The organism is Micromonospora sp. ATA51 (assembly GCF_016802855.1).
Classification (GTDB): domain Bacteria; phylum Actinomycetota; class Actinomycetes; order Mycobacteriales; family Micromonosporaceae; genus Micromonospora; species Micromonospora sicca.
This window is the reverse complement of the sequence record NZ_JAEVHJ010000048.1, coordinates 1-23,153: the sequence shown is the minus strand read 5'-3', so window position 1 is coordinate 23,153 and position 23,153 is coordinate 1. Positions and strand designations below refer to the sequence as shown.

Genomic DNA, 23,153 nt, shown 5'->3' with positions numbered 1-23,153 from the left:
TTTCCCTTGGGTAGACCGTCCACCACGCCGATACTCATCGGTCTCCGTCAGTCGTACTCCCCAGGTACGACGAATCGACGTCTCCGGCCTGTCGGAGGGGCCAGCTAGCGTCCCGCACATGACTGGCCCTGGGGACGTCCCACCCGAGATCCTCCACCGGCTCCGGCCCGTCTGCCTCGGGCTGCCGGAGACCTACGAGGAGCCGGCGTGGGTGGGAACGCGCTGGCGGATCCGCAAACGCACGTTCGCCCATGTGCTCACGGTCGACCCCGACCACCAGGCGGCCTACGCCCGAGCTGCCGCGACCGACCAGCCGATCTGCGTGCTGACGTTCCGGTCGCCCGGCGACGAGATCGCCGGGCTGATCGCCAGCGGCCACCCGTTCTTCAAGCCGGGCTGGGGCGCCGACGTCGTTGGCATGGTGCTCGACGACGGGGTCGACTGGGACGAGGTCGCCGAGCTGCTCACGGAAAGCTACTGCGTCCTGGCGCCGAAGCGGCTGGCCGCCCTGGTCGACCGGCCGATCGGTCTCGAGTAGCCGAACTCCGGGCGTCCGACGCCCACGGGTCGCCAGCATCATCGGTTACCGCCGTAGGCTCTCCATGTCTCACGTCGCCACGCCGTCGACAACGGTGCTCGGCATCACGCTAGCCCTCGGTGTAGACGAGGTCCATGGTGTCGGTGTGTCCCGACCAGTGGAGTTCGAGGTGCCAGCAGCCCGCCCGCGGCAGGTCGATGATCGATGGGCCGGGGCCGCCGGCAACCTCCCGGGTCACCCGCGTGTCGGTTCCGTCCAGCGTCGCGGTGATCGCCAGGGTGGCGGGCGACGCCGGGTCGGACGACGTCGCCGCCGGCTTGGCGACCCAGAGGATCTTGTTGCTGGGCCCCTCGTCCCGGCCCAGCGCCAGCGGGTGACCGAACAGCACCGCGACGATGGCCCCCTTCGCGCCGAAGACGTGCGGGATCCGGGCCTCCCCACTGAACCCGCCGTCCGCCCAGTCAGGCAGGACACCCGTCTCGACGCGTGAGCCGCAGCCTGTCGCGGCGCTCGCCGGCGGATTCGCCGGGGCCGTGGTGGCCGCAGCGCCGACCGGCGTGGCCGACCGCCCGGTGGTCGTGCAGGCCGCCAACAGGACCGCCGAACCCAGCAACACCCTGCTGCCCCATGAACCCATCTCGCGCCCTCCGGACAAACGCCGCGCCCGCCGATGACTCGTGCCTCGCACCATCAGGACACCGGTCGGGCCCTCCGAGTTCCCCACCCGATCTGCCGGCCCGACTGTCACCCCGAGCGATCGCCGTCCCGCCCTCAATTCAGCGAGTTGGCGATCTCGATCGCCTCGGCCTTGGTGAGGTCACCTTCAAGCCGGTAGCTCACGCCCGCCTCCTCCCAGATCAGGGTCGAGGCGGCGAGCCGCGCGGTCTCCACGTGGACCGTGCCCGCACGATCCACGTAGGCCAGCGCGTGCGGGCCGCCGATCCAGACCGCGAAGCCACCGTCGACCTGGACCCAGTCCACTCCCGGCCCGGCGGCCTGCTTCTGGAAGACCGGGTCGAGGCGACCGTCGAAGGCATCGAGGCGCAGCGCACCCCCGCGGTAGAGCAGGGTGACCACCCGGTAGGCGCCGGTGCCATCGACGTCGGCGACCAGCACCTGCTCGGGCGGGCCCAGCTTCGCCGGGAGGCGGATCGGGAAGCGGAGCATCCCCTGCGCCTCGTGGAGGGAGGCGGGCCGCTGCGACGGCAGCGGCGACGGGCTGCCGGTGGGCGGGACCGGCGCCGACGACGTGTCGATGATGATTCCGGAGAAGCGCAGCAGCCCCGCCACGGCGTCGGCGAGGGCGGCCCGCCCCGGTGGCAGCACCGCGACGAGCAGGGCGACGAGCGCCGCGGCGAGGTAGTAGCGCCACCGGCGTCGCCTCCGCGCGGGCGCGGCCAGTCGGGCGCGTACGCCGTCGGCCACGTCGGGCGCGTCGGGTGTGGCCAGCCACGCGGCGATGTCGCGCAACTCCCGTTCGAGGTCATCCACGGCGCACCTCCTCGCGGTCGAGCAGGCCGCGGAGCTTTGCCAGCGCTCGGGACGTCCGCGACTTCACCGTGCCTCTGGGCCAGCCCAGCATCGTCACGGTCTCCTCCTCGCTGAGGTCAAGGAGGAAGCGGCACACGATCACCTCACGGTCCTTCTCCGGCAGCAGCCGCAGGGCCCGCACCAGCGTGGCCCGGCGCTCGGCGGCGAGCACGCCGCCCACCGCGCCGTCCTCGGCGATCTCCGACTCCGGGTTCGCCGCCGCGGCCCGCAGGACGAGTCCGTCGCGGCGGCTGCGTGAGCGGTGCAGGTTGCGGGTCTCGTTGGCGACGATCGCGAGGAGCCACGAGCGAAAGGACGACTCTCCCCGATAGCGGGACAGGTTGCGGTATCCCTTCACGAACGCCTCCTGGATGACGTCCTCCGCATCCGAACCCGCGCCGAGCAGCACCGCCGTCCGGTAGGCGGACGCGGTGTGCCGGGCGACCAGGAGGTCGTACGCCCCCAGGTCACCGTCCCGAGCGCGGGTGACGAGCGCTTCGTCGTCCAGTGAAACCTCCGGTGGGATCACCCTCATGACACCGCCCGCACGGTGTGGGTTCCAGGCGCGGGGTGGAACCTCGGCGGGTGTGGCGGTGTCACCGGGGCATGATGACCACGACAAGCATCTCGCGTCGCACGGTTCTGAGCGTGCTCGCCGGTGCGGGCGCCGCAGCGTTGGTCGGCTGCGATCCAGCTCGGCGCCCGAACCAGGCCCGCGCCGTCGCGATCCCCGACGCACTGCTGGTCGAGGTCGACGACGGGTTTGGCGTACTGCGTGGTGCGGACCGGCAGACCATCCCGCGTTCTCTCGCCACCGCCGGCGGGCGGGCGATCTACGCGACCGCACCCGAGGGCGCCGACACCGCCTTCTGGCGGATCGACACCGCCACGGGCGGCATCTCCGCTCGGGTCAAGCTGCCCGGACGCTGGGTGCCGCAGGCCGTCTCGGCCAGCGGTACGACGGTGGCGCTCACGTCGAACGAGGCAAATGCCACCAGGGGGCGCCCGGAGGGGCGGGACGTGACCCCCGTGCTGATCGCCGACGTCACCGGCGTCCAGCACCGGCTGGAGTTGCGGGGCAATTTCGTGCCGGAGACGTTCACCGGAGATCTGGCCGGGCTCTTCGTCCTCGAGTGGCTCCCGGCGACGGCACCGGACCGCTACCGGGTCCGCGTCGTCGAATTCGCCACCAGGACGCCCGGCCCGCTCTACACCCGTACCAAGACGCCGGTGCCGCCCGGCGCCGAGGAGGAGATGCGCGGCGACGGGCGGCAGGCTGTGCTCGCGCCGGATCGCACCATCCTCTACACGCTCTACACCCACCAGCCGGACCACCAGCACACCCGCAACCTGGTCAGCGGGCGGCCGGGCAACGTGCACGCGTTCGTTCACACGCTGAGCGTCAACGAGCGCTGGGCGTACTGCATCGACCTGCCGCATCCGTTCGGTCAGGCGGCCGCGAACGGCCACGCCATGACGATCAGCCCGGACGGAGGTCGGCTCTTCGTCGCCGATGCCACGTCGGGCACCGTCGCCGAGATCGACACCGGGGAGCTGACCGTACGCCGGACAGCCCCGCAGCTCCGGGGCGCCGGGACCGCACACGCCGCGGCCGATAATGACCGCCTCTTCATCGGCGCCGGTACGGCGGTACGGGCGATGGATCTCACGCGCCTCGGCCGCACGGCTGACTGGCGGGTCCGTGAACCCGTGTCCGGCCTTGTGTTGAGCCGCGACGGCAGACGCCTCTACGTGGGCCAGAACGATGGCGTGAGCTGGCACGATCCCGGCACCGGCACCCAGCTGGGCCGCGTCGCTGTCCCCGGTCTCGTCGGCGTGCAGGGCCTGGCCGGCCACGCCTGACCGTGCGGATGCAGCTCTGGCCCGTCACACCTGCACGTACGCACGTCGTGCGGGTCAGGCCCATTCGCCCTCGAAGAGCGGGGCGATCGGACGTTCCCGACGCCCGATCCGCAGGTCCCCGAAGATCGTGCTCCGGTCCGCTCGCTCGACCTCCGCGTCCAGGTCGATGTGCAGCTCCTCGGAGGCGTCGTGGGCCGCGCCGATCAGCAGGATCTCGGTCCCGGGGTGGTCGAGAAAGCCGGGCGGGTCGAGCGGGGCGAAGCGTCGACCGTGGAACGTCTTCTGCAGTGGAGCGGGCAGCTTGACCTTTTGGGAACCACGCAGACCGACGCCCGGTGGGGAGGGCGCCTGCGGGTTCTTCACCGTGATGATGTAACTCGCCTCCGACTCGATGCCGAGGTCGTGCTGCGCCTCGCCGGGCCGGGTCGGCAGTTCGAGTTCGTACGCGAGATGGGTGTGGTCGTCATGCCGCGCGATCACGTAGGCGCCCTCCGCGGCGGGCCGGGCCGGGGGCTGCTCCCGTTCGGCGCGGGTCCTCGTGGCGTACCTGCGTGCCTGCAGTGCCTCGTGCAACTGCTCGGGCCGGTCCACCACCTCGTCGACGAACGCCCAGAACCGGTTGTGCTCGTCGATGTCGGGCAGCCGTTTACGCCCGACCACGAGCAGCCGCAGGTGCCGCCCCTGCCACGGGTGCATCACCACCAACAGTCGCTGCACCTCGTCCAGGGAGTCGACGTGCTCCTGCTCGACGCGCGGACGGTAGAGGAAGTAGATGTCCCCGTCCTCAAGCAGCTCAGCCATTCGCTCCGGGTACCCGAAACGACCGGCGACCAACGCCTGCCCCGACCAGCGCCGCCCGGGCCATCGCGGCGGACCGGGCCCGTTCGCTCGCACTCCCTTTCGGGCAACGCTGGTGGGCGATCCCGGGCGACCCGCCGCCGGGCCAGGCGACGGCTCGGATCACGCCCCGACTCCGCGGCCAACCGGATAGAGGAGCTGCCGGATGACCGCTGGCAGCTCGGCTTCCAGGTCCTCGAGTTCTTCGGCGCTCACGGCCTCGCGCAGGGTGGTCAGTACCGCGCGGGCCCCGTCAGCGGCCCGCTGGTCATCCATTCCCGTGCGCGCCCGTACCTCGTTGAGGAACTCCACGAGGTCGAGGTGTTCGGCGAAGTCCACTTCCTTGTGCAGGTACCCGCGGAACTCCTCGGGGAGCTGCGTGGCCAGGTCGCGGGCCTCGCCGCCACTGATCCGTTCCGCCAGTGTCGTGAGCGTGGCTCGGATGACGGTCTCCGCCTCCGCCGCCGGCATTCCCGCCCGCTTCCCCACCGCTTCCAGAAACTCGGCGTGGTTCACGCGTTCTCCTTCCGGACTGTGCGTCGCGCTCCGTCAGGCGGCGGCGGCCCGACCCATCTCGGCGAGGATCCCGGTGGCCTGACCGAGCTCGATCAGGTAGCCGTCCGGGTCCCGCAGGTAGCACCGGATCTCGACGCCGTGATCCTTCGGCTCGGTCAGGAACTCGCCACCCCGTGACCGCCACTGCTCATAGACCGCCCGGACGTCGGTGACCCGGATGTTCATCGCGCTGCTGAGCGTGTGCGAATCCGGCGGTGCCTGTGCTCGTACGTCCGGCTTGTCGTCGGTCGGACCGCCCTCGCTGTTGATCACGAGGTAGCTGTTGTGGAACCGCAAGATCGCCGGCTGGCGTTCCCGCACCACCGTCGCTCCCAGCACCCGTCGGTAGAACTCCCGTGAACGGTCCACATCCCGCACGATCAGCAGGTGAGTGAGCACCAGTCCACCCTCGGGCTGGAAGTAGTCGGGCGCCTCGGTCGCCATCACGCCTCCCCCAGAGTTCAGGCGGCAGGGGGCTACCCGCTCGCGGCGCCGGCACACCTGCCGTCGGGCGGGTGCCGGCGATGCCGTCCGCCCTGGCCAGGGCCAACGTGACAACGACGACAAGATCCTGCTCTCGCCCGTCACGGCCGCGGACCGGTGCCTCGGCCCGCGGCGTCCCGGGTCAGCCCACGGCCGGGGCCGGTGCGGTGACCCGGCGGCGGATCAGGGCCGCCGCGCCGCCGAGCACGGCCACACCGGCGCCGAGCAGCAGGACCGCGTCGGCGCCGTGGGCCGAGAAGCCGGCGGTCTGGCCGGCCGGCAGCAGGCTGGAGGCCACGGTGATGCTGGCGGCGACGCCGAGGGCGGACCCGACGTAGCGGGCGGTGTTGTTGGCGCCGGAGCCCATCGCGACCCGGTCCAGGGGGACGCTCGTGATGGCGAGCCGGGCGAGTGCCGCGTTGAGCAGGCCACTGCCCGCCCCGGAGATGAGCAGGCCGGGGATGGTGCGGACCCAGGAATGCGCATCGGCATAGCCGACCATGGCCAGGTAGCCGGCGGCGGTCAGGGCGAAGCCGAGGACGAGTTGCCGGGTGGGCGCGAAGCGCGTGCCGTGGTGGCGCATCTGGTTGCTGACCACGAACGAGGCCCCCGCCCAGAGGAAGGCCAGGCCGGCGGTGCCCAGCGCGCTCATGCCGACCAACCGCTGCACCAAAGTGGGCAGGACGGTGCTCGGGCCGATCGCGGCGAGCCCGGTGAAGAACGCGCCGATGGTGGCGATCCGGAAGTCCGGCCGGCGGAACAGGGCGAGGTCGAGCATCGGCGCCCGGCCGCGGGCCTCGATCGCCACGAAGGCGGCGAGCAGCAGCGCCCCGAGCACCAGGGGGATCAGCACCGCGGGCCGCAGCCAGCCGGTGCGTCCGGCGGTGACGGCGATGAGCAGCAGCGACAGGCCCGCGGCGAGGGTCAGTACCCCGGATACGTCGATGTGGGCCGGACGCTCGGCGCGGGACTCGGCGAGCAGCCGGCCGCTGAGCACGGCCAGCACCGCGGCCAGCGCCGCGAGCACCAGGTGGGACCAGCGCCAACTGCCGAGACCGGTCAGGACGGCCGAGGTCAGCGGTCCGAGGGCGATGCCGGCGCCGAGCATCGACGCCCAGCGGGCCGTGGCGTGGGACCGTCCATGGTTGGTGTGGAAGGCGTGCCCGAGCAGGCCGAGCCCGGCGGCGAGGATCGCGGCGCTGGCCACCCCCTGCAGCACGCGGGCGGCGACGAAGGTGCCGGCGTTGGGGGCGACGGCGGCGCCGAGGGTACTGACGGCGAGCAGCGCGAGGCCGGCCCGGAATATCCGACGGCGTCCGAAATCGTCGCCGAGGCTGCCCGCCACCAGCAGGGTGGCCGCGAGCCCGAGGGTGATCGCGTTGATCAACCAGGTCTGGGTGGTGATGCCCGCCCCGAGGCTCCGCGCGGTCTGCGGCAGCACGGCCACCGGTGCGGTGTAGTTCATGAGAACGAGCAGGGTCGCGGCACAGACCGCGAACAGGGCCCGGGAGCCCGAGCGGGTGGCGTCCGGGACCGGAGCGGCGGACGGTGCGGTGACGCCGGCGGGTGTCGACATTCGGGAGCCTCTCAGTTCGGTGAACGAACCGAGACTAGCAGGGAAGGTTCATTGAATGAACGACCGGGTGTAGGATCACCGCATGGCACTGGGGAAGAACTACGAAGGGCAGAACTGCTCCCTGGCCAGGCGCTGGAACTGGTCGGCGAGCGGTGGACGCTGCTCGTCGTCCGCGACGCCTTCTACGGCGTACGCCGCTACGGCGACTTCCTCGCCCACCTGGACATCCCCCGGGCCGTGCTCGCCGACCGGCTCGCCACCCTCGTCGAGGCGGGCATCCTCCAGCGCCACCGCTATCAGAGCTCCCCGCCCCGGGACGAATACCTACTCACCGACCGGGGCACCGAACTCTGGTCGGTGATCCTCCCGCTGGCGCGCTGGGGCGAGCGGCATTTCGCCACCGGCGAGCCGCTGCGGACCTTCCGGCACGCCGCGTGCGGCACCGAACTCGACCCGGCCAGCCGCTGCCCGGCGTGCGGTCACGTCGACGTGCCACCCGGCGACGTCGAGGCCCACACCGGGCCGGGCGTCCCGGCCCAGCCGCGCCAGGACCCGATCAGCGTCGCGCTGCGCCAACGCCCACACCGGCTCCTCCAACCGCTGCTCTGAGCCGGCCCGGCCGTGGGCTGTCGAGACGCGGTCGCCGGGGCCGCGATGGGCCAATCGATCCTTTCGGCACCTCTGTGCTCGCTGGCGAGGGATTGGAAGTGTTGGGCGGTGGCCGCGAACTCGGCGTGAAGGCCGGCGGCGGCTTGACGACGCCCGGCTGGCGTGCCACAGTTCTAGAACTGTTATAGAACTGTGGAGGTACGCATGCGGGAACTTCTCGTGGCCGTCGGCCGTCCGGAGGTGAGCAGCTCGGTCATGCGCGAGCCGGCCGACCTCGGGCGCTTCGGCGAGTACGGCGGCCGGTTCGTCCCGGAGTCGCTGATCCCGGCGTGCGAGGCGGTCGAGGCGGCGTTCCGCGAGGCGTGGGCCGATCCCCGGTTCCGCGGACAGCTCGACCGGCTCCTGACCGTCTACGCCGGCCGGCCGACCCCGATGACGCCGGCGTGGAACCTCTCCGCCGAACTCGGGATCACGCTGCTGCTCAAGCGCGAGGATCTGGCGCACACCGGCTCCCACAAGATCAACAATGTACTCGGGCAGGCCCTGCTCGCGCGTCGGATGGGCAAGACCCGGCTGATCGCCGAGACCGGCGCCGGCCAGCACGGCGTCGCCACCGCGACCGCCGCCGCCCTGCTCGGCATGGACTGCACCGTCTACATGGGCGCGGAGGACACCGAGCGCCAGGAACTCAACGTGTTCCGGATGAAGATGCTCGGCGCCGAGGTCGTCGCAGTGCACAGCGGCAGCCGTACGCTCAAGGACGCCTGCAACGAGGCCATGCGCCAGTGGGTGGCCCGGGTCGACGACACCTACTACTGCGTGGGGTCGGTGATGGGCCCGCACCCGTACCCGTGGATGGTGCGGGAATTCCAGCGCGTCATCGGCGACGAGGCGCGGACGCAGACGGCGACCGAGCTGACCGCTGGCGTACCCGATTACGTGGTGGCCTGCGTCGGCGGCGGCTCCAACGCGGCCGGCACGTTCGCCGGCTTCGCCGACACCGATGCCCGGCTGATCGGCGTCGAGGCGGCCGGCGGGGCCGCGATGACCGACGGGGCGCCGGGGATCGTGCACGGCTACCGCTCGAAGGTGCTGCAGGACGCGAACGGCCAGATCGCCGAGGCGCACTCGATCTCGGCCGGCCTCGACTACCCGGGCATCGGCCCGGAGCACGCCCACCTGGGCGACATCGGGCGCGCCCGCTACGTCACCGTCACCGACGACGAGGTGCTCGACGCCGTCCGACGGCTGGCCCGGGCCGAGGGCATCCTCTGCGCGCTCGAATCGGCGCACGCGGTGGCGTGGGTGATGCGCACGGCCGGGAGCGACGAACTGCCGCCCGGCGCGACCGTCGTGCTGACGCTGTCCGGCCGGGGCGACAAGGACATGGCGACCCTGATGGAGCGTGCGCAGTGAGCCGCCTGGAAACGACCCTCCGGGCCGCCCGGGACGCCGGGGGCAAGCTGCTCGTCCCGTACGTCACCGGCGGCATCACGGCCGACTGGACCGACCATCTGCTGGCGTACCAGGAGGCGGGGGCGGACGCGATCGAGGTCGGGCTGCCGTTCTCCGACCCGATGCTCGACGGCGTGACCATCCAGCAGGCGTCCGACCGGGCCCTCGAGCAGCGCGTGACGCCGGACCGGATCCTTTCCGACCTGGCCGCCGTCCGGGACCGCGTACGCGTGCCGCTCGTCGCGATGACGTACGCCAACCTGGTCGTACGCCTGGGTTACACCGAGTTCTGCCGGCGGCTCGCCGATGCCGGGGTGTCCGGGCTGATCGTGCCGGACGTGCCGCTGGACGAACTCGGCGGCCTGGACGACGCGGCCGCGGCGGCCGGCGTCGACCTGGTCCTGCTGGTGGCGCCGTCGACGACGCCGGAGCGGCTGGACGACATCTGCGCCCGCAGCCGCGGCTTCATCTACGCGGTCAGCGTCATGGGCACCACCGGCGAGCGCGCCGACCTGGCCGCGACCGCGACCGCGCTGGCCGCGTCGGTCACCGCGCGCACCGACCGGCCGGTGCTGATCGGCTTCGGCGTCTCGACCGCGGCGCACGCGGTCGCGGCGGCGGCGACGGCGGACGGGGTGGTGGTCGCCTCGGCGCTGATGCGTAGGGTGCTGGACGGAGCCACTCCGGAGGAGGTCGCCGTCGACCTCGCCGCGATCCGGGCCGGGCTCGACACCGTGGCGACCGGGACGTCGACCGGTTCCACGGCCGGGCGAGTGGAGCAGCATGGATATGCGAGAGCGGCGCGCGCCTAAGTACATGGCGATCGCCGCCGATCTGGGGCAGCGGATCCGGGCCGGCGAGTACGCCGCCGGGTCCGCCCTGCCGTCGCAGCGCGACCTGAGCACGTCGTACGGCGTCACGCTGGCCACGCTGCGGCAGGCGTTGCGGGTGCTTGAGGACGAGGGGCTGCTCAGCCAGCAGCCGGGGCGGGGCACGTTCGTGGCCGAGCCGCGGGCGGCGTACCGGCTGGACTCGCTGCGCAGCCTGGCCGACGACCTGGTGGCGCAGGGGCAGACGGTCAGCACCGAGATCATCGACCAGAGCCTCGGCGCCGCCCCGGACTGGGTGGTCGAACGGATCGGGGCCGGGGTGGCGCTGCGCCTGGAACGCGTACGCCTGCTGGCCGGGCGGCGCGCCGTGCACCAGGTGTCGTGGGTGCCCGACCCGACCGCGCCCGGATCGCCGAGACCGACTTCAGCGCGGTCTCGCTGTACGCCGCGATCGCCAGCACCGGGCTCGTGGTGCACCGCGCGACCGAGACGCTCCGGCCCGGCCTGCTCGACGATCCGGCCGCCGAGCTGCTCCGGCAACCGGCCGGCACGCCGGTGTTCGTCTCCGACCGCACGACGTACGTCCTCGACGAATCCCCCGTCGTCTTCGACCGGGCCACGATCCTCGGCACGGTCATGGAGATCCGGACCGAACGCGTCGCCACCGGGCTGTCGCTGCGGTGGAGCCGGCTGAAGCACTAGGCTGTGTCTCCTGGATCATGGTTTGGGGCGGTCCGGTTTCGCGCGTAGCCAGATGAGGATGTCGGCGATTTGCACGGTGGCGCGGTAGCGGCAGGCGAGCTTGTCGTACCTGGTGGCCACGGCGCGGAACTGCTTGCGTCGGTTCATCAGCCGTTCGATGGTGTTGCGCTGCCGGTAGCGGTGCGGACGGAACGTGGGCGGGCGACCACCGCGTGACCCTCTCCGGGCGCGGTTGGCCTTCTGTCGTCCTTTTCGGGGATGTCGTGCGGGATGCCTCGGGCCCGCAGCGAATGGCGGTTGCCGCGCGAGCTGTACGCCTTGTCCGCCGAGAGGGAGTCGAGGCGTTTGCGCGGGCGGCCGATCCCGCCGGGGCGGGCCACGGCCACGTCGTCGAGCAGCCGCACCAGCTGTCGGGTGTCGGAGTCCTGGCCCGGGGTCAGGTGACTGGTCAGGTTCCGGCCTCGTCCGTCACCGATCGTGTGGATCTTCGTGGTCCACCCGCCGCGCGACTTGCCGAGTCCTTCCCGTCGCGCTGTGTCACGACTGTCCAGCCCCCTTTACGGGCGCCAGCGGCGTGCTGGTGGGCCCGCACGATCGTGGAATCGGCGTTGCCGTGCCAGTCCAGATCCCCGGCCGCGTCCGCGTCGGCCTGCAGCATCGCCTCGATCCGCGCCCAGGTCCCGTCCTCCTGCCAGCGGGCGAACCGCTTGTACAGCGTCTTCCACGGCCCGTACCGTGCCGGCACGTCCCGCCACGGCACCCCGGTACGCACCCGAAAGACGATCCCGTTGATCACCTGCCGGTGATCACGCCACCGCCCACCACGCTGCGGTGTCATCGCCGGCAGCAACGGCGCGATCCGCGCGTACTCGACGTCGGTCAGCTCAAACCGCCCACTCACGACAGACATGGATAGCCGAACCAGGACCCAAGATCCAGGAGACACGCCCTAGGGGCGGCAGGTCGGCCGCCGACGAAACGTCCTGTCATGGCACCCCTCTGTGTCATCCATGCAGGCGCGGGGAACGGTGTTCTAGGCTGGGGTTCGGCGAATCCGAGAGTGACTGTTCCGAAGTGTCGATCATGGGAATCGGGTCGGCCGCGCTGGATTGAAGAGTCGCCCCCACGTGTCCTCCCGGGCCCGTCCCGGCTTTCTTGGCGTCTTTGATCATTTGCTTGTAGACAATGTCGGACAGCCGTCGCTTGAGCGCGCGCATGGCCTCCATCGGTGTTTGCCGGCGGCGAGTTTGCGCCGGTAGTAGGCGCGTCCTTCGGTGCCGTGGCGCAGTTGGACGACGGCCATGATGTGCAGCGCCCGGTTGATGCGCCGGTTCCCGGCTCGGGACAGGCGGTGGCGTTGCTGGTCACCGGACGACGCGTCCAGGGGTGCGGTGCCGTTCCAGGACGCGAAGTGCCCGCGGGTGGCGAAGCGGCTGATGTCCGCGACGTCACCGATCAGGCGGGCGGCGCCGGAGGGGCCGATGCCGTTGAGCTCCTGCAGGCTGCTGCCGGTGGTCTCGACGAGCTCGGTCAGTTCCTTGTCCGCGGCCTTGATCTTCTTGTCGACCTGGACCAGTTCGGTGATCAGCTCCGCCTGCGGCATCGGAGGAGCGCTACCTCAACCTAGTGATCGGCTCTGCTCAGATCTGGGCTAAACGAGTCGGCGCCGTATCGAGGTCACCGACGAGCGGGTCCGGGGCACGCATGCGCCACGCGTCGGTGACGAGCTCCTTCAGACGATCGACGCTCACCTGCGTCAACCGCAGCATGACCAAGGGCAACCCGTCATACGCCGGCGTGGTGAAGAAAAGCTCGGGCTCGCCGAGGAGTAACGCCTGCTTCTCCGCTTCGTCGCCGACGTACAGCACCGCGATATCGGTCCGGATGAGGCGCGACGTACCGGGTCTGCGCTCAGGGTAGGACCAGACGAACCCTTTGTCGGCGACCCGGAAGTCGAAGCCATCACTGTCGATCTCGACCACGTGAGGCAGCGCCAGCGCCAGCTGACGAACATCGTCGGCGTCAGCCATCGAGGTCGCTCCAGCACGCCGCCTCCTGCATCCGTACAGCCTAACCACCGCGCGGCTCCGCCAGCCGACAGGACTCGACAGCGAGACGACCCGCCGGAAGCCACAGAGCCGCCTGCGGACCCGGCTGGAAGTAGTCCGGCGCCTCGATCGCCATCCACGCCTCCCCGTCCAGTCGGCAGCGGCGTACCCGCGTGGCGACGCGGGCACACCTGCTCCTGCCTCACCTGTGGGTGCTATGAGCCGGGTCGCCGCCCGCCGCCGGCACCCACCGGTTCGATCACCTGCCGGAAATCCTTCGAAAGCTGGGCCATTGCGTTCTCGAACTCGTCACGGGAAACAGCCTCACGTAGCGTGGTGAGCACCGCGCCGACCCCGGCACCGGCGAGCGCACGGTCGACGCCCGGGCCCGCCGCCACCCGATCCACGAACTCCTCGAGCCCGAACGACTTGGCATGTTCCCCTCTACCTCTAAGCGGTGGCGGTTTGCGCAGGGGATCGTCAAGCCCTTCCGGAAGCTGAAAGGCAAGGTCCTCAGCCTGGCCGGCGCTGATCCGATCTGCCAATGTCTCCAACGTCGCGCGGGTGAGTGTCGCCGCCTGATCGGTCGACACCTTTGCCCGCGTTGCCACTGCGTTGATGAAATCCTGGTATTCCACCTGATTCTCCTCTCCGGCCCGATCGCCGTCGAACCGCCAGTTACGAGCCCCTGACCTCCATGCGCCGCGGTTCGGTTCGGTGCGCTTTGCCCACGCGTACGGTCAAACACGCCGCCGGAAAGACTCGCGTCGACGCTGTTCGGGTTGATATCGATGATGTAGGCGTCATCGGTCTCTTCCATGTCGATTGGTGCGACCGCCATGGTCGGGGGCGTCCCGTCGCCCAGAAAGTCCTGCATCAGCCGGCCCATCCGGTCATCCAGGTCCTCCACGCCGATCGGGTGGGGCCGGACCGTCGCGTAGGAGAGACAGTCACGCAAACTTCACCTCTCTCGGGGTGCCGAGCGAACTGTTACCTCGACAGCCTCCTGCGGCGGGGGGTGACCCTGCCTCCTCCCGATCGGGCGAATCACCAAGACGCGCTACGGCGACATCCTCGACATTCCGATGAACCGGGACGGGAGGGCGAACTGTTGGCGAAGCTGCGCGGGCGCGCTACGAGGTCACCCGCGACGACGAAGTCATCAACCTGCTCGACGGCAGAGACTTCCGCGCGTCGCCTGGGCCAGCGGTGGGCCCGCCGCGAATTGCTGAGCCGGCGTCGCGAGGCCGGGTAAGCGGCGCAGCCGGCGGGAGCAGGGGCCGTCGTGGCCGGCGCGGAGGAGGCAGCGCCGGCCGGCGGGCATCAGTCGGTCGCAGAAGACCCGGTGACGTACGTTCTGATCGGCCTCGGCGGAGACGATGGTCTCCCCCGGGTCGGTCTACGGCAGGACGAGCAGCCAGCGGCCGACCACCCGGGCCAGGCGCTGCGCGGCGGGCAGGTCGGTGGCGACGATCGCGGCGCTCGAAGCCGAGGTTGGAGTAGCCGTTCTGGATTTGCCAGGGCTCGTAGAACGGGTGTACGCCGGGTAGAGGATCTCCTGCCGCCTGGCCTCCCTCCTCCCACTCGACGACGAAGTCGAACCCCGGGCGGTGCAGGTTGAGTCGCTCGTAGCTGGCGGTGTCGGCCAGCCCCGCCACGATCGCCTCGTCGGGCTGCACGCCCGCGTTGTCGAACACCTGCGCGTTCGGGAAGAGAGCGCCGATCCGTCGCTCCACATACGGGAGACGGCTCATTCCCGCAGCTAGCAGCACGTAGTCGATGCCGCCGCTCAGCTCCTCCGGCCCCATCGCGCGCAGCTCGGACGCCGACCGCTTGCCGCGCTCGGTCAGCCGGGCGGCGCGCAGCTCCCGCCCACACCAGCCGCTCGGCTACGTCCATCTGCTCGCGGGGGGCCTCCTCCAGCTGCTCCCCCGTGTAGGTCAGGATCGGCACCTGCCCGATCTGACGGGACGGCAATTAGAGGGCATCTTGATCAGATCGGCATCGGTGTGTCCGCTTCGGGGTGATCATCACGCCAGGATGGCGTCGCTTCGTGGGTGAGGCGCCGGCTCATGTTGTCGATCATGGCCCAGTGGATGTGGGCGCGGGAGTGTTCGGGTGACGTTTCGTAATCGCGGACGAGTCGCCGGTGGAGCATGATCCAGCCGTTGGTGCGTTCGATGGCCCACCGCTTGGGCAGCGGTTGGAAGCCTTTCTGGCCTGGGGTTTTCGACACGACTTGCACGTCAATGCCGTGTGCGCCGCCGCGTTCGATGACCGTGGTGCGGTAGCCGGCGTCGACCCACACCGTGCTGACGTGACGGTGGGTGGCGGCGAGGCGGTCGATGACATCACGGCCGGCGGCGGTGTCCGAGACGCTGGCGGCGGTGACGATCACGACCAGTAGCAGGCCGAGGACATCGGTGGCCAGGTGCCGCTTGCGGCCTTTGATCTTCTTGCCGGCGTCGATGCCCTGGCTGGACTCGGGCACGTTGGTGCTGGTCTTGACGCTCTGCGAGTCGATGATCGCCGCGGTGGGCTCCGGGTTACGCCCGGCTGTCTGCCGGACCTTGCCGCGCAGCAGGTTGTGGATGGTCTCGGTGGTGCCGTCCGCGGCCCAGCGGGTGAAGTAGGCGTGCACGGTCTTGTACGGGGGGAAGTCGTGGGGCAGGTACTCCCAGGCGATGCCGGTGCGGTTGACGTACAGGATCGCGTTGACGATTTCCCGCAGGTCATGCACCGGCTTCTTGAGGCCCAGGCCGCCCTGAGCGGCCCGCCACGCGGTCATGGTCGGCTCGATCAGCGCCCATCGGGCATCGGACAGATCAGTGCGATACGGACGGCGAGGGGTCGTCATGCATCGATCATCACGATCCACACCTCCCACTCCCCGCAACACGCCAATCAGCGTGTACTACATCCAACCCGACCAAGACGCCCTCTTAGACGGGGTGACGGGACGGCAATTAGACGGGGTGACGGGACCGCCTGGATCCGCTCCGGAGGGGATCGGGCACCGGTCAAGCGGCGGAATCGTCACCGCCGCAGGCGCCGACGCTCTGCCCATTCGATCTTCAGGCTGGGCCCTGACCCCCTTGATCTTGAATGTCGTACCCCTGCGGCACGATGTGCGCCATGACGACGCACCACCCGAACCCCCGGCGCCTGGTCTACGGCCACGCACAGATGCACGACTGCCTCGCCTTCGCCGACGCCGACACCGCCCCCGCGGAGGCCGAGGAGATCAAGGCGCTGGCCTCCGTCCGCACCTGGGGCGAAGCCCGGCAGGTCCAGACCACCCACCTGTGGAACCCCGCAGGCCCGGAGTACCACGACCCCGAGGACGGGTTCGCCGACGACAAGCCGTTCAACATCAACGAAGTTGGTGCGGTTGTGGAGGGAGACTGGCCCCCGATGGTCACGGAGCGGGCGTTCGAGCTGCTGCCGCAGGACCTGCGGGCCCGGTTCGGAAGACGCGAGTTCACGGCCCTCAACGGCGACATCCTCGAGATCCCGCTCGACCGTGAAGCCGAGCTGGTGGCCGAGCTGCGCCAGCGCGGCTACGAGGTGACCCGCGACGACGATCTCATCAACGTCCTCGACGGCCGCAGCTTCAGCCCCCTCGGCTGAAGCGGGCCGGGCAGGGACACCGCAGCGGCCAGGCACCCTGCGCCCGGTCGAGGCAGATTCGACCTCGGCCGGGCTGCGGCGCCTGACCTCTCGCCGAACGCCGGGCTATCCCCCGGCCATCGCCCCGAGGATGACGAACGGTTCCTCGCCGACGATGACCTGCGTAGCCACAGCAGCAGGAGCATCACCGGCACGCCGGGCACGGCCAAGGTGAAGAACGCGGGCCGGTAGTCGTAAGCGGTGGCGGCCAGTACGGCGGCGACCAGCAACGGCCCGGCGACGCCGCCCGCCTGGTCGAGCGCCTCATGGACGGCGAAGCCCTTGCCGCGGCCTACTGCCGCAGCGGCGTGGGAGATCATGACATCCCTCGCCGGGCCGCGGATCGCCTTGCCGGCACGCTCTGCCCGCCGACCCTCAGGGCCACGGAGCTGATGATCGATGTAGACGAGCCGGCGCTTTTGTGCGGCATTGCCCGGGCGAAATTGGCAGGATGGCGCCATGGCCACGGTCGCTGTGATCGGTCTGGGTGGAATGGGTAGCCGGATGGCGGGCCGGCTGCTCGATGCCGGCCATGACCTCGTTGTCTGGAACCGCACGCCGCAGAGGGCCAGCGATCTTGTGGCGCGTGGCGCGGTCGCTGCCGACAGTCCGGCAGAGGCTGCCCGCCGGGCCGATTTGGTCATCACCATGCTGTCCGACCCGGCCGCGCTGCAAGAGGTGGTCGAGGGCCCGCAGGGCATCCTCGCCGGTGCTACCGCGTCGACGGCGCTCGCTGAGATGTCCACGGTCGGGCCGGCTGCCGTGCGACGGTTGGCCGCGATGCTGCCGGATGGTGTTGGCCTGCTCGATGCGCCGGTGCTGGGCAGCGTCTCGGAGGCCGAGTCCGGTTCGCTACGGATATTCGTCGGAGGGCCGGAGCCGCTCGCCCAACGGTGGATGCCGGTGTTGGCCGCGCTTGGCTCGCCGATGCATGTCGGACCGCTCGGTGCCGGCGCGACCGCCAAACTGGTAGCCAATTCGACCCTCTTCGGAGTGCTCGCTGTTCTCGGTGAGGCGCTCGCCCTCGCGGATGGGCTCGGACTGCCGCGTGACACCGCGTTCGAGGTCTTGTCCGTGACTCCCGTCGGCTCGCAAGCGGATCGGCGACGACCAGCGATCGAGTCCGATCAATTCCCGCTCCGGTTCGCGCTGTCACTCGCCCGCAAGGACGCCGATCTGGTCGTGTCGGCCGCCGAGTCGGCAGGCGTCGAACTGCCGGTCGCGGCGGCGCCCGGCAGTGGGTCGCGTCAGCCCAGGAGGCCGACCTTGGCGACCGGGACTACTCGGCCGTGATCGCGCACATCACCGACACTGCCCGATCAGCCTGAGACCGGGCCGTGCTGCAGGCCCGTCAGGTGGCCGTTGAACTCTTCCTCGCCTGCCAAGTACCGCTCGTCATAGGCTCTGCCCGGCGGCAACCCGCCACCGTCCGCCTGCACCGGCTACGAAGCGACCTACGCTGGCTCCGTCTCGCAGGGCAGCAGGCAATGCCAGCGGAACGGAAGCTACTACTCGTCGGTCTCGGGGACCCACCGCGCCTGCCTCGACGGGCCGATCATGCGTTCACATGGTGTGAACTGCCCGCCAGGTTCAGCGTGGTTGACTCAGCCACTCCCAGGCGCGGCGGAGGCCCACCTGCACCGGGTCGTCACCCGTGGCCTCGACCTCTCTGGCCGGCGTGTCCTCGCCCGGCTCGTGCATCTCGGCACCGGGCACCGACAGCACCACCCCCCGCTCGTACAGGTCGGCGATCTGCTCGCGGTGGGCGAAGCGGTGGGACCCCGGCTCCGGCGGTGCCACGACGATGCCGTGGAGGATGTCCGCCCGTTCGTCCGCGAGCACGTGCTCGACCACGCCGACGGGTGCCGAGTCGACGTCGTAGACCCGGGTGCCGAGGGCGACCGCAAGGTACGAGACCTTCGCGCCGAGATCCTCCACAACGTTCACGTTACCCGCCGCGTGATCACCATGGGCCCGATCACTCGTGGTCGGTGCGGACGCCAGGCGGTGCGCGGCGGGCAACCGCCGCGCCCACCCACGATGCCTCTGATCCCGTTCACGGTCAGCCCAGCTCTTCGCCCGGGTCCGACCTGATCACCTGGAACCTGCCCCCGGCACTCGGACCTCGCCACTGCCGAGGCGTTCACCAGACGCTATGGCGAGGCGACGAGGCCGAGCATCGTGGCGACCACGAGGCCGTGACTGTGGCTGGCCGCGATGCACGGCGGCGCCGTCCCACGGCGGGTCACCACGGACACCACCATGCGGGTCACGCCGTACGCAGCCAGCCGAGGGTCTTCATGGAGGAGAGGCTGGTCGCCTTGAGGCCAGCATCGGAGACGGTCCAGAGCACCCCGTCGACCACCAGTGACCGGCGGATCGGCGCCAGATGCTCGGGACGTCCGGTGCCCAGCGTGTGGTCGACCGTGCCGACCTCGGTGAACCCGCCGTCGCCGACCCGCAGAGCCACCGCCACGTTGGTCGGCAGGCCCGGCCTGCCCAGGTCCTTCACCGCACCAGGTTTGCTCACGGCGCCTGCGCCGTAGACGGTCAGTGGGACCACGACCAGGCGTTCGGCCGGCCAGTAGAGGAATGCGTGCGGGTCGAACTCCGCCTCGGAGTGCCCCTGCTTGACGTGATACTGGGCGATCCGGGTCGGCTTGGTCGGATCGGAGACGTCGAAAAGCGAAAGCTGGGTGCCCTGGACACGGCCCCGGTCGGACGCCTCCTGCCCGACGCCGAGCAGCCGTCCTTCGCCGGCCGGGTGCAGGTACGCCGAATACCCGTTGATCTTCAGTTCGCCGCTCACCTTCGGCGCCGTCGGGTCACGCAGGTCGACGGTGTAGAGCGGGTCGGTCTGCCGGAAGGTGACGACGTACCCGGTGCCGCCAACGAACCGTACGGCGTGGATCCGTTCCCGCTTGCCCAGTCCGGTGACCTTGCCGACCTGGGTCAGCGTCGTGCCGTCGGCGCGCAGGACGTACACGCTGGACGTCGAGTCAGGCTTATCCCCCAGGTCCGGCCACTGGTGGTGGCCACTCGCAGGTGCCCGTCCCACTCCGACATGGCGTACTGGTTGATCAGCCAGCCCGGTACGGACGCGGCGGCGAGGTACCGCGGGCCATCCGCCCCCGAGGTGTCGAACTGGTAGATCTCGGTGGTCTCGTCCTTGGGACCGGGTGCGACGTTCCGTGCGGTCACCATCGGCAGCACCCGCCAGCGCTGGTCATTGGCGACGTACAGCCTAGGTCCGTTGCTGTAGACGGTGTCGCCGTCGGCGATCACGGTGACCGGGTCGCCGCCGGCGAGCGTGGCCGCACTGAGGTCGAAGCTGAGCACGGTCACCAGCGACGTACCGGAGTAGCTGGCCGGCCGGCTCACCCGGTCGCAGCCGACCCGTCCGGTGCTGGTTCGCCCGCCGGAGGTGACCTCGTACCGGGGCAGCCAGTCGTCCGCGGTGGCGTTGTCGATGATCTCGCGGTTGGCGGCGGTACGCTGCTCGTCGGTGGCCCGTTCCCGGTACGGGAAGCTCAGCCGGGGCGCGGAGCGGACTACGACACGGACCGTCGTGCCCACCTGGCGGGCGTCCACCAGATTGCCGTCGATCCGGTATTCGCCGATGGCCTTCGGCGCGGCGGAAAGGTCGACCATGATCAGCCGGGGGCCGACGATGCCGTCCGGAATCGCGGCAGAGCCCCCGTCTGCCGGGGCGGGGCGCCCGACTCCCTCGGGGACGGCGTCTTTCGCCGTTCCAACCCACCCCTCGCGGAGCAGCACCAGCGCCCGGTCACCCTGCAGCAGCAGGCTGTCTTCGGCCCCGCCGAACCCGCCGGGTGCCAGTTTCAGTTCCCCGGTCAGCTGGCGGGTGGCCGGGTCAACCACGTACAGGCTGCCTCGATTGATGGTGACGATCCGCTTGCCGTCGGTCTTGACCAGGTCCGGTTCGTCGACCCCGGCCTCGTGGGTGTTGGTGCCCGAGTAGCCGGCGCCGGCAGCCCCGGCCGCCGCGTCGCCCTGAGCTGCCGCGTTGCCCCCGGGCCCCGCATCCGCACGCTTCGCTCCGGCGGGCGCCCCGGCCCGTTCCGCGTTATCGAAGGTACGCATGTCCCCGTACGGCCCGAACCCCCAGGGCCCGACGTACGCCTTGGCGGCCGCCTTGAGCTGCTGCAGCGCCTCCGCGCAGGAGTCGAACGCGACGAGCCGGAACCCGCCAGCGGGCACTCCCCGGTCACGTGGTGGCGCGGGGACCGGCTCCGCCGTACAGCCGGTGACCAGGGCCAGGCTGGCGACCAGGGCCAGTCCCATGACTCGGGCCGGAGTCATGACTCGGGGGATCCCGGTGGCGGGCGTTGGATGCAGTACGTGGACGCTGCTACCTGTCATGCGTCCTACGACGTGCCTGCCCCGGTCCGGGTTCTCGGGCCGGGGCAGCTGGTCAGGGCCGGTACGGCCACCGGTCGGCCCGACTCGACGACCCAGCGCGCGACCGCGAGCGGGAGGTGGCCGTCGCGCTCGGGAGTGGCATGTCGAACGCGAAGATCGGCGCCGAGCTGGGCATGAGCGAACCGACCGTCAAAAGCCACGTGTCCCGGCTGCTGACCAAACTGGACCTCAACAACCGCGTTCACCACGCCGTGGAGGTAGCCCGTCTGCTCTCTGCTGAGTACCACGCCAGCGGACACGGCAGGCTCTGGTCTGTCATTCCTGAAGGAGATTCCATGGCCCTGGCGGGCCTCCCAACGGGTGGATGAAACTGGATTCAGCGTGTTGCTCGCCGACGTCGACCCCGCTTGGCCTGATTGGTTAAGGCCGTGAAGGAGATTGACGCGGGAGTCCCTCCGCCGGGTTCCCCGGGTTGCTGCTACGAGCGCGTGTCTCAGTGTCTTGATCTATGTGGGCTCCGCGGGCAGCACGCCTTGGATGGCGCAGCTGTAGGGAGGTCCAACGTGGAGATCATGTACGAGAACGCCGCTGGGATCGACGTTCACAAGAAGCAGATCACGGTCGCGGTGCGCACGCCTGGGGCGCGACGCGGACGGCATCAGCAGGTACGCCGTTACGCGACGTTCTTTACCGCGCTGCGGGAGATGGTGGAGTGGCTGACCGCGCTCGGCGTCACCCACGTGGCGATGGAAGCGACCGGGATCTACTGGCGGCCGGTGTGGCATGCGTTGGCCGAGGCCGAACGGTTCGAGGTTCTGGTCTGCAACGCCGCGCACGTCAAGAACGTCCCGGGCCGCAAAACAGACGTTGGTGACGCGGCGTGGCTGGCTCAGTTGCTGGAGGTGGGTCTGCTTCGGGGCAGCTTCACCCCACCCGAGCACCTGGTCGCGATTCGGGACCTGACCCGCTACCGCTCAAGTCTGGTGCAGGAACGCACTCGGGAGACTCAGCGGCTGTGCAAGGTTCTCGAAGACGCTGGGATCAAGGTGGACTCGGTGGCTTCCGAATCGCTGGGCGTGTCGGCCCGTCACATGATCGAAGCGCTCGTGTCCGGCGAGCGTGACCCTGCGGTGCTGGCCGAGCTGGCTCGAGGTCGGTTGCGCAAGAAGATCCCGGACCTGACGTTGGCGTTGGGCGGCCGGTTCAACGCCCACCACGGTTTGATGTGCCGCTTGCACTTGGACCACATCGACCATCTGGCCGCCGCGATCGGGCGTGTAGAGGCCCAGGTTGAAACGATGATCGTCCCGTTCGAGGTGCCGCGGCGTCGGTTGTGCACCGTGCCCGGCATCGCTGAGCGGGCCTCCGCCGCGATCATCTCCGAGATCGGAGTGGACATGTCCTGGTTCCCATCCGGAGGGCACCTGGCGTCCTGGATCGGGCTGTGCCCCGGCAATCACGAATCGGCCGGAAAGCGCAAGACGGGTAAGGCCCGCAAGGGCAACCAGTACCTCAAGTCCGTCTTCGTCGAGGCCGCCTGGGCTGCGGTGCGCACCGACACCCGGCTCAAGGCCCGCTACCAACGACTGTTACGCCGCTTCGGCGCGCCCGTAACCAGGTCGCCGTGAAGAAGGCCATCGTCGCGATCGCCCACACGCTGTGCGTGATCGTGTGGCACCTGCTGCATGCCGGGGTCGACTACACCGACCTCGGCGCCGACTACTACACCCGAAGAGACAACCCCGAGATCCGCAAGAACCAGCTGATCCGCCAGCTCCAGGAACTCGGCTACACCGTCGAACTCGCACTGGCCGCTTAACCGGTGCCCAGATCCCCGTCAGGACTTCGTCCTGACGCTGCCGCCGGGCGTGTCGGTCTCCAGTTTCGTCTCAGTGGGGCCGTGTCAACCCTTTTTGGTCGGACTGCTGCGACCGGTTTGTGCTGGTTCCCGGCTCGGTGCAGGCAAACGCCGGTAGGGGGTCGGGGTCAAGGCTCGACCGGAGGTCGACCGCGTCAGCGGCTTGGTCTTGACGCCGATCCCGTGCGGCGCAGAATCGGTGCGCCGGGAGACACAC

25 protein-coding genes and 4 pseudogenes are annotated in these 23,153 nt (G+C 70.3%); 12 read left to right on the top strand and 17 right to left on the bottom strand.

What is annotated here, in order from left to right:
• Nucleotides 1-118: 118 nt before the first annotated feature.
• Complete coding sequence (locus JNW87_RS10995; protein ID WP_109804523.1) at nt 119-538, top strand: MmcQ/YjbR family DNA-binding protein; 420 nt, start codon at nt 119-121, stop codon at nt 536-538.
• 109 nt (nt 539-647) lie between these two features.
• Here the strand turns inward: JNW87_RS10995 and JNW87_RS10990 are convergent, their stop codons facing one another.
• The 3 genes from JNW87_RS10990 to JNW87_RS10980 all read right to left on the bottom strand — a co-directional run bounded on the left by JNW87_RS10990 (nt 648) and on the right by JNW87_RS10980 (nt 2,603).
• Entirely contained in the window at nt 648-1,175 is a 528-nt protein-coding gene (locus JNW87_RS10990; protein WP_109804524.1) for a hypothetical protein, read from the bottom strand.
• A 134-nt stretch (nt 1,176-1,309) separates the two neighbouring features.
• Nucleotides 1,310-2,029: a DUF4367 domain-containing protein gene (locus JNW87_RS10985; protein ID WP_238453607.1), complete on the bottom strand. Its 720-nt coding sequence runs from the start codon at nt 2,027-2,029 to the stop codon at nt 1,310-1,312.
• Nucleotides 2,022-2,603, bottom strand: coding sequence for an RNA polymerase sigma factor (locus tag JNW87_RS10980; RefSeq protein ID WP_109804526.1), 582 nt, complete (start codon nt 2,601-2,603; stop codon nt 2,022-2,024). Before JNW87_RS10980 ends, JNW87_RS10985 begins: the two co-directional genes overlap by 8 nt.
• A 113-nt stretch (nt 2,604-2,716) precedes the next feature.
• Here JNW87_RS10980 and JNW87_RS10975 point away from each other — a divergent pair, with 113 nt between their 5' ends.
• On the top strand, nt 2,717-3,931 hold the full coding sequence (locus JNW87_RS10975) for a YncE family protein (protein ID WP_236648406.1): 1,215 nt from the start codon (nt 2,717-2,719) through the stop codon (nt 3,929-3,931).
• Between the two features lie 54 nt (nt 3,932-3,985).
• Here the strand turns inward: JNW87_RS10975 and JNW87_RS10970 are convergent, their stop codons facing one another.
• The 4 genes from JNW87_RS10970 to JNW87_RS10955 all read right to left on the bottom strand — a co-directional run bounded on the left by JNW87_RS10970 (nt 3,986) and on the right by JNW87_RS10955 (nt 7,382).
• Nucleotides 3,986-4,732, bottom strand: coding sequence for a hypothetical protein (locus JNW87_RS10970; protein WP_109804527.1), 747 nt, complete (start codon nt 4,730-4,732; stop codon nt 3,986-3,988).
• A gap of 159 nt (nt 4,733-4,891) precedes the next feature.
• The gene (locus JNW87_RS10965; protein WP_238453606.1) at nt 4,892-5,284 is read right to left on the bottom strand and encodes a DUF2267 domain-containing protein; all 393 of its coding nucleotides are present in this window, start codon (nt 5,282-5,284) and stop codon (nt 4,892-4,894) included.
• A 33-nt stretch (nt 5,285-5,317) separates the two neighbouring features.
• A complete protein-coding gene (locus tag JNW87_RS10960) occupies nt 5,318-5,767 on the bottom strand; it encodes a VOC family protein (RefSeq protein ID WP_109804529.1) in 450 nt (149 codons plus the stop codon).
• A 181-nt stretch (nt 5,768-5,948) separates the two neighbouring features.
• Entirely contained in the window at nt 5,949-7,382 is a 1,434-nt protein-coding gene (locus tag JNW87_RS10955; protein ID WP_109804530.1) for an MFS transporter, read from the bottom strand.
• 51 nt (nt 7,383-7,433) lie between these two features.
• On the opposite strand from JNW87_RS10955, the gene JNW87_RS10950 reads away from it, so the two are divergent.
• From JNW87_RS10950 to JNW87_RS40545, 5 genes and pseudogenes are all read left to right on the top strand, one after another.
• The gene (locus tag JNW87_RS10950) at nt 7,434-7,991 is read left to right on the top strand and encodes a helix-turn-helix domain-containing protein (RefSeq protein ID WP_238453605.1); all 558 of its coding nucleotides are present in this window, start codon (nt 7,434-7,436) and stop codon (nt 7,989-7,991) included.
• Nucleotides 7,992-8,246: 255 nt separating this feature from the next.
• Nucleotides 8,247-9,407 carry a tryptophan synthase subunit beta gene (gene trpB, locus JNW87_RS10945; protein ID WP_236648411.1) on the top strand — a complete coding sequence of 387 codons (1,161 nt, stop codon included), beginning with the start codon at nt 8,247-8,249 and terminating at the stop codon, nt 9,405-9,407.
• Nucleotides 9,404-10,258, top strand: a complete 855-nt coding sequence (gene trpA / locus JNW87_RS10940; RefSeq protein ID WP_109804533.1) for a tryptophan synthase subunit alpha — start codon at nt 9,404-9,406, stop codon at nt 10,256-10,258. The genes trpB and trpA overlap by 4 nt, the downstream gene beginning before the upstream one ends.
• Nucleotides 10,230-10,388, top strand: a pseudogene (locus tag JNW87_RS40550) (GntR family transcriptional regulator); the annotation flags it as partial. The gene trpA and the pseudogene JNW87_RS40550, both read left to right, overlap by 29 nt.
• A 269-nt stretch (nt 10,389-10,657) precedes the next feature.
• Complete coding sequence (locus JNW87_RS40545) at nt 10,658-10,978, top strand: UTRA domain-containing protein (protein ID WP_238453604.1); 321 nt, start codon at nt 10,658-10,660, stop codon at nt 10,976-10,978.
• Between the two features lie 15 nt (nt 10,979-10,993).
• On the opposite strand, the gene JNW87_RS39380 is transcribed toward JNW87_RS40545, so the two are convergent.
• The 8 genes and pseudogenes from JNW87_RS39380 to JNW87_RS10895 all read right to left on the bottom strand — a co-directional run bounded on the left by JNW87_RS39380 (nt 10,994) and on the right by JNW87_RS10895 (nt 15,883).
• Complete coding sequence (locus JNW87_RS39380) at nt 10,994-11,125, bottom strand: hypothetical protein (protein WP_091301484.1); 132 nt, start codon at nt 11,123-11,125, stop codon at nt 10,994-10,996.
• Complete coding sequence (locus JNW87_RS10925) at nt 11,125-11,418, bottom strand: hypothetical protein (protein ID WP_236648412.1); 294 nt, start codon at nt 11,416-11,418, stop codon at nt 11,125-11,127. The genes JNW87_RS39380 and JNW87_RS10925 overlap by 1 nt, the downstream gene beginning before the upstream one ends.
• Nucleotides 11,419-11,426: 8 nt before the next feature.
• Nucleotides 11,427-11,879 (bottom strand): IS5 family transposase, encoded by a 453-nt coding sequence (locus JNW87_RS10920; protein ID WP_236648407.1) that lies wholly within the window; start codon nt 11,877-11,879, stop codon nt 11,427-11,429.
• 267 nt (nt 11,880-12,146) lie between these two features.
• Nucleotides 12,147-12,581 carry a transposase gene (locus JNW87_RS10915; protein WP_201749905.1) on the bottom strand — a complete coding sequence of 145 codons (435 nt, stop codon included), beginning with the start codon at nt 12,579-12,581 and terminating at the stop codon, nt 12,147-12,149.
• Between the two features lie 37 nt (nt 12,582-12,618).
• Nucleotides 12,619-13,008 carry an MmcQ/YjbR family DNA-binding protein gene (locus JNW87_RS10910; protein ID WP_109804535.1) on the bottom strand — a complete coding sequence of 130 codons (390 nt, stop codon included), beginning with the start codon at nt 13,006-13,008 and terminating at the stop codon, nt 12,619-12,621.
• A 233-nt stretch (nt 13,009-13,241) separates the two neighbouring features.
• Nucleotides 13,242-13,664: a DUF2267 domain-containing protein gene (locus tag JNW87_RS10905; protein ID WP_109804536.1), complete on the bottom strand. Its 423-nt coding sequence runs from the start codon at nt 13,662-13,664 to the stop codon at nt 13,242-13,244.
• A 623-nt stretch (nt 13,665-14,287) separates the two neighbouring features.
• Nucleotides 14,288-14,500, bottom strand: a pseudogene (locus JNW87_RS10900) (hypothetical protein); the annotation flags it as partial.
• Between the two features lie 519 nt (nt 14,501-15,019).
• A complete protein-coding gene (locus JNW87_RS10895; protein WP_109804537.1) occupies nt 15,020-15,883 on the bottom strand; it encodes an IS5 family transposase in 864 nt (287 codons plus the stop codon).
• 278 nt (nt 15,884-16,161) lie between these two features.
• Here JNW87_RS10895 and JNW87_RS10890 point away from each other — a divergent pair, with 278 nt between their 5' ends.
• Nucleotides 16,162-16,656 carry a hypothetical protein gene (locus JNW87_RS10890; RefSeq protein WP_109804538.1) on the top strand — a complete coding sequence of 165 codons (495 nt, stop codon included), beginning with the start codon at nt 16,162-16,164 and terminating at the stop codon, nt 16,654-16,656.
• A 498-nt stretch (nt 16,657-17,154) separates the two neighbouring features.
• The gene (locus tag JNW87_RS10885; RefSeq protein WP_238453603.1) at nt 17,155-17,988 is read left to right on the top strand and encodes an NAD(P)-dependent oxidoreductase; all 834 of its coding nucleotides are present in this window, start codon (nt 17,155-17,157) and stop codon (nt 17,986-17,988) included.
• A 297-nt stretch (nt 17,989-18,285) separates the two neighbouring features.
• Here JNW87_RS10885 and JNW87_RS10880 read toward each other — a convergent pair whose 3' ends face one another.
• Nucleotides 18,286-18,633 carry a hypothetical protein gene (locus JNW87_RS10880; RefSeq protein ID WP_236648408.1) on the bottom strand — a complete coding sequence of 116 codons (348 nt, stop codon included), beginning with the start codon at nt 18,631-18,633 and terminating at the stop codon, nt 18,286-18,288.
• Nucleotides 18,634-18,964: 331 nt separating this feature from the next.
• Nucleotides 18,965-21,018, bottom strand: a pseudogene (locus tag JNW87_RS39370) (beta-propeller domain-containing protein).
• Nucleotides 21,019-21,179: 161 nt separating this feature from the next.
• Here JNW87_RS39370 and JNW87_RS10870 point away from each other — a divergent pair.
• The 3 genes and pseudogenes from JNW87_RS10870 to JNW87_RS10860 form a co-directional block, all read left to right on the top strand.
• Nucleotides 21,180-21,338, top strand: a pseudogene (locus JNW87_RS10870) (response regulator transcription factor); the annotation flags it as partial.
• Nucleotides 21,339-21,650: 312 nt separating this feature from the next.
• Entirely contained in the window at nt 21,651-22,706 is a 1,056-nt protein-coding gene (locus JNW87_RS10865) for an IS110 family transposase (RefSeq protein ID WP_238453609.1), read from the top strand.
• Nucleotides 22,703-22,897: a hypothetical protein gene (locus JNW87_RS10860; RefSeq protein WP_238453602.1), complete on the top strand. Its 195-nt coding sequence runs from the start codon at nt 22,703-22,705 to the stop codon at nt 22,895-22,897. Before JNW87_RS10865 ends, JNW87_RS10860 begins: the two co-directional genes overlap by 4 nt.
• Nucleotides 22,898-23,153: the final 256 nt, after the last annotated feature.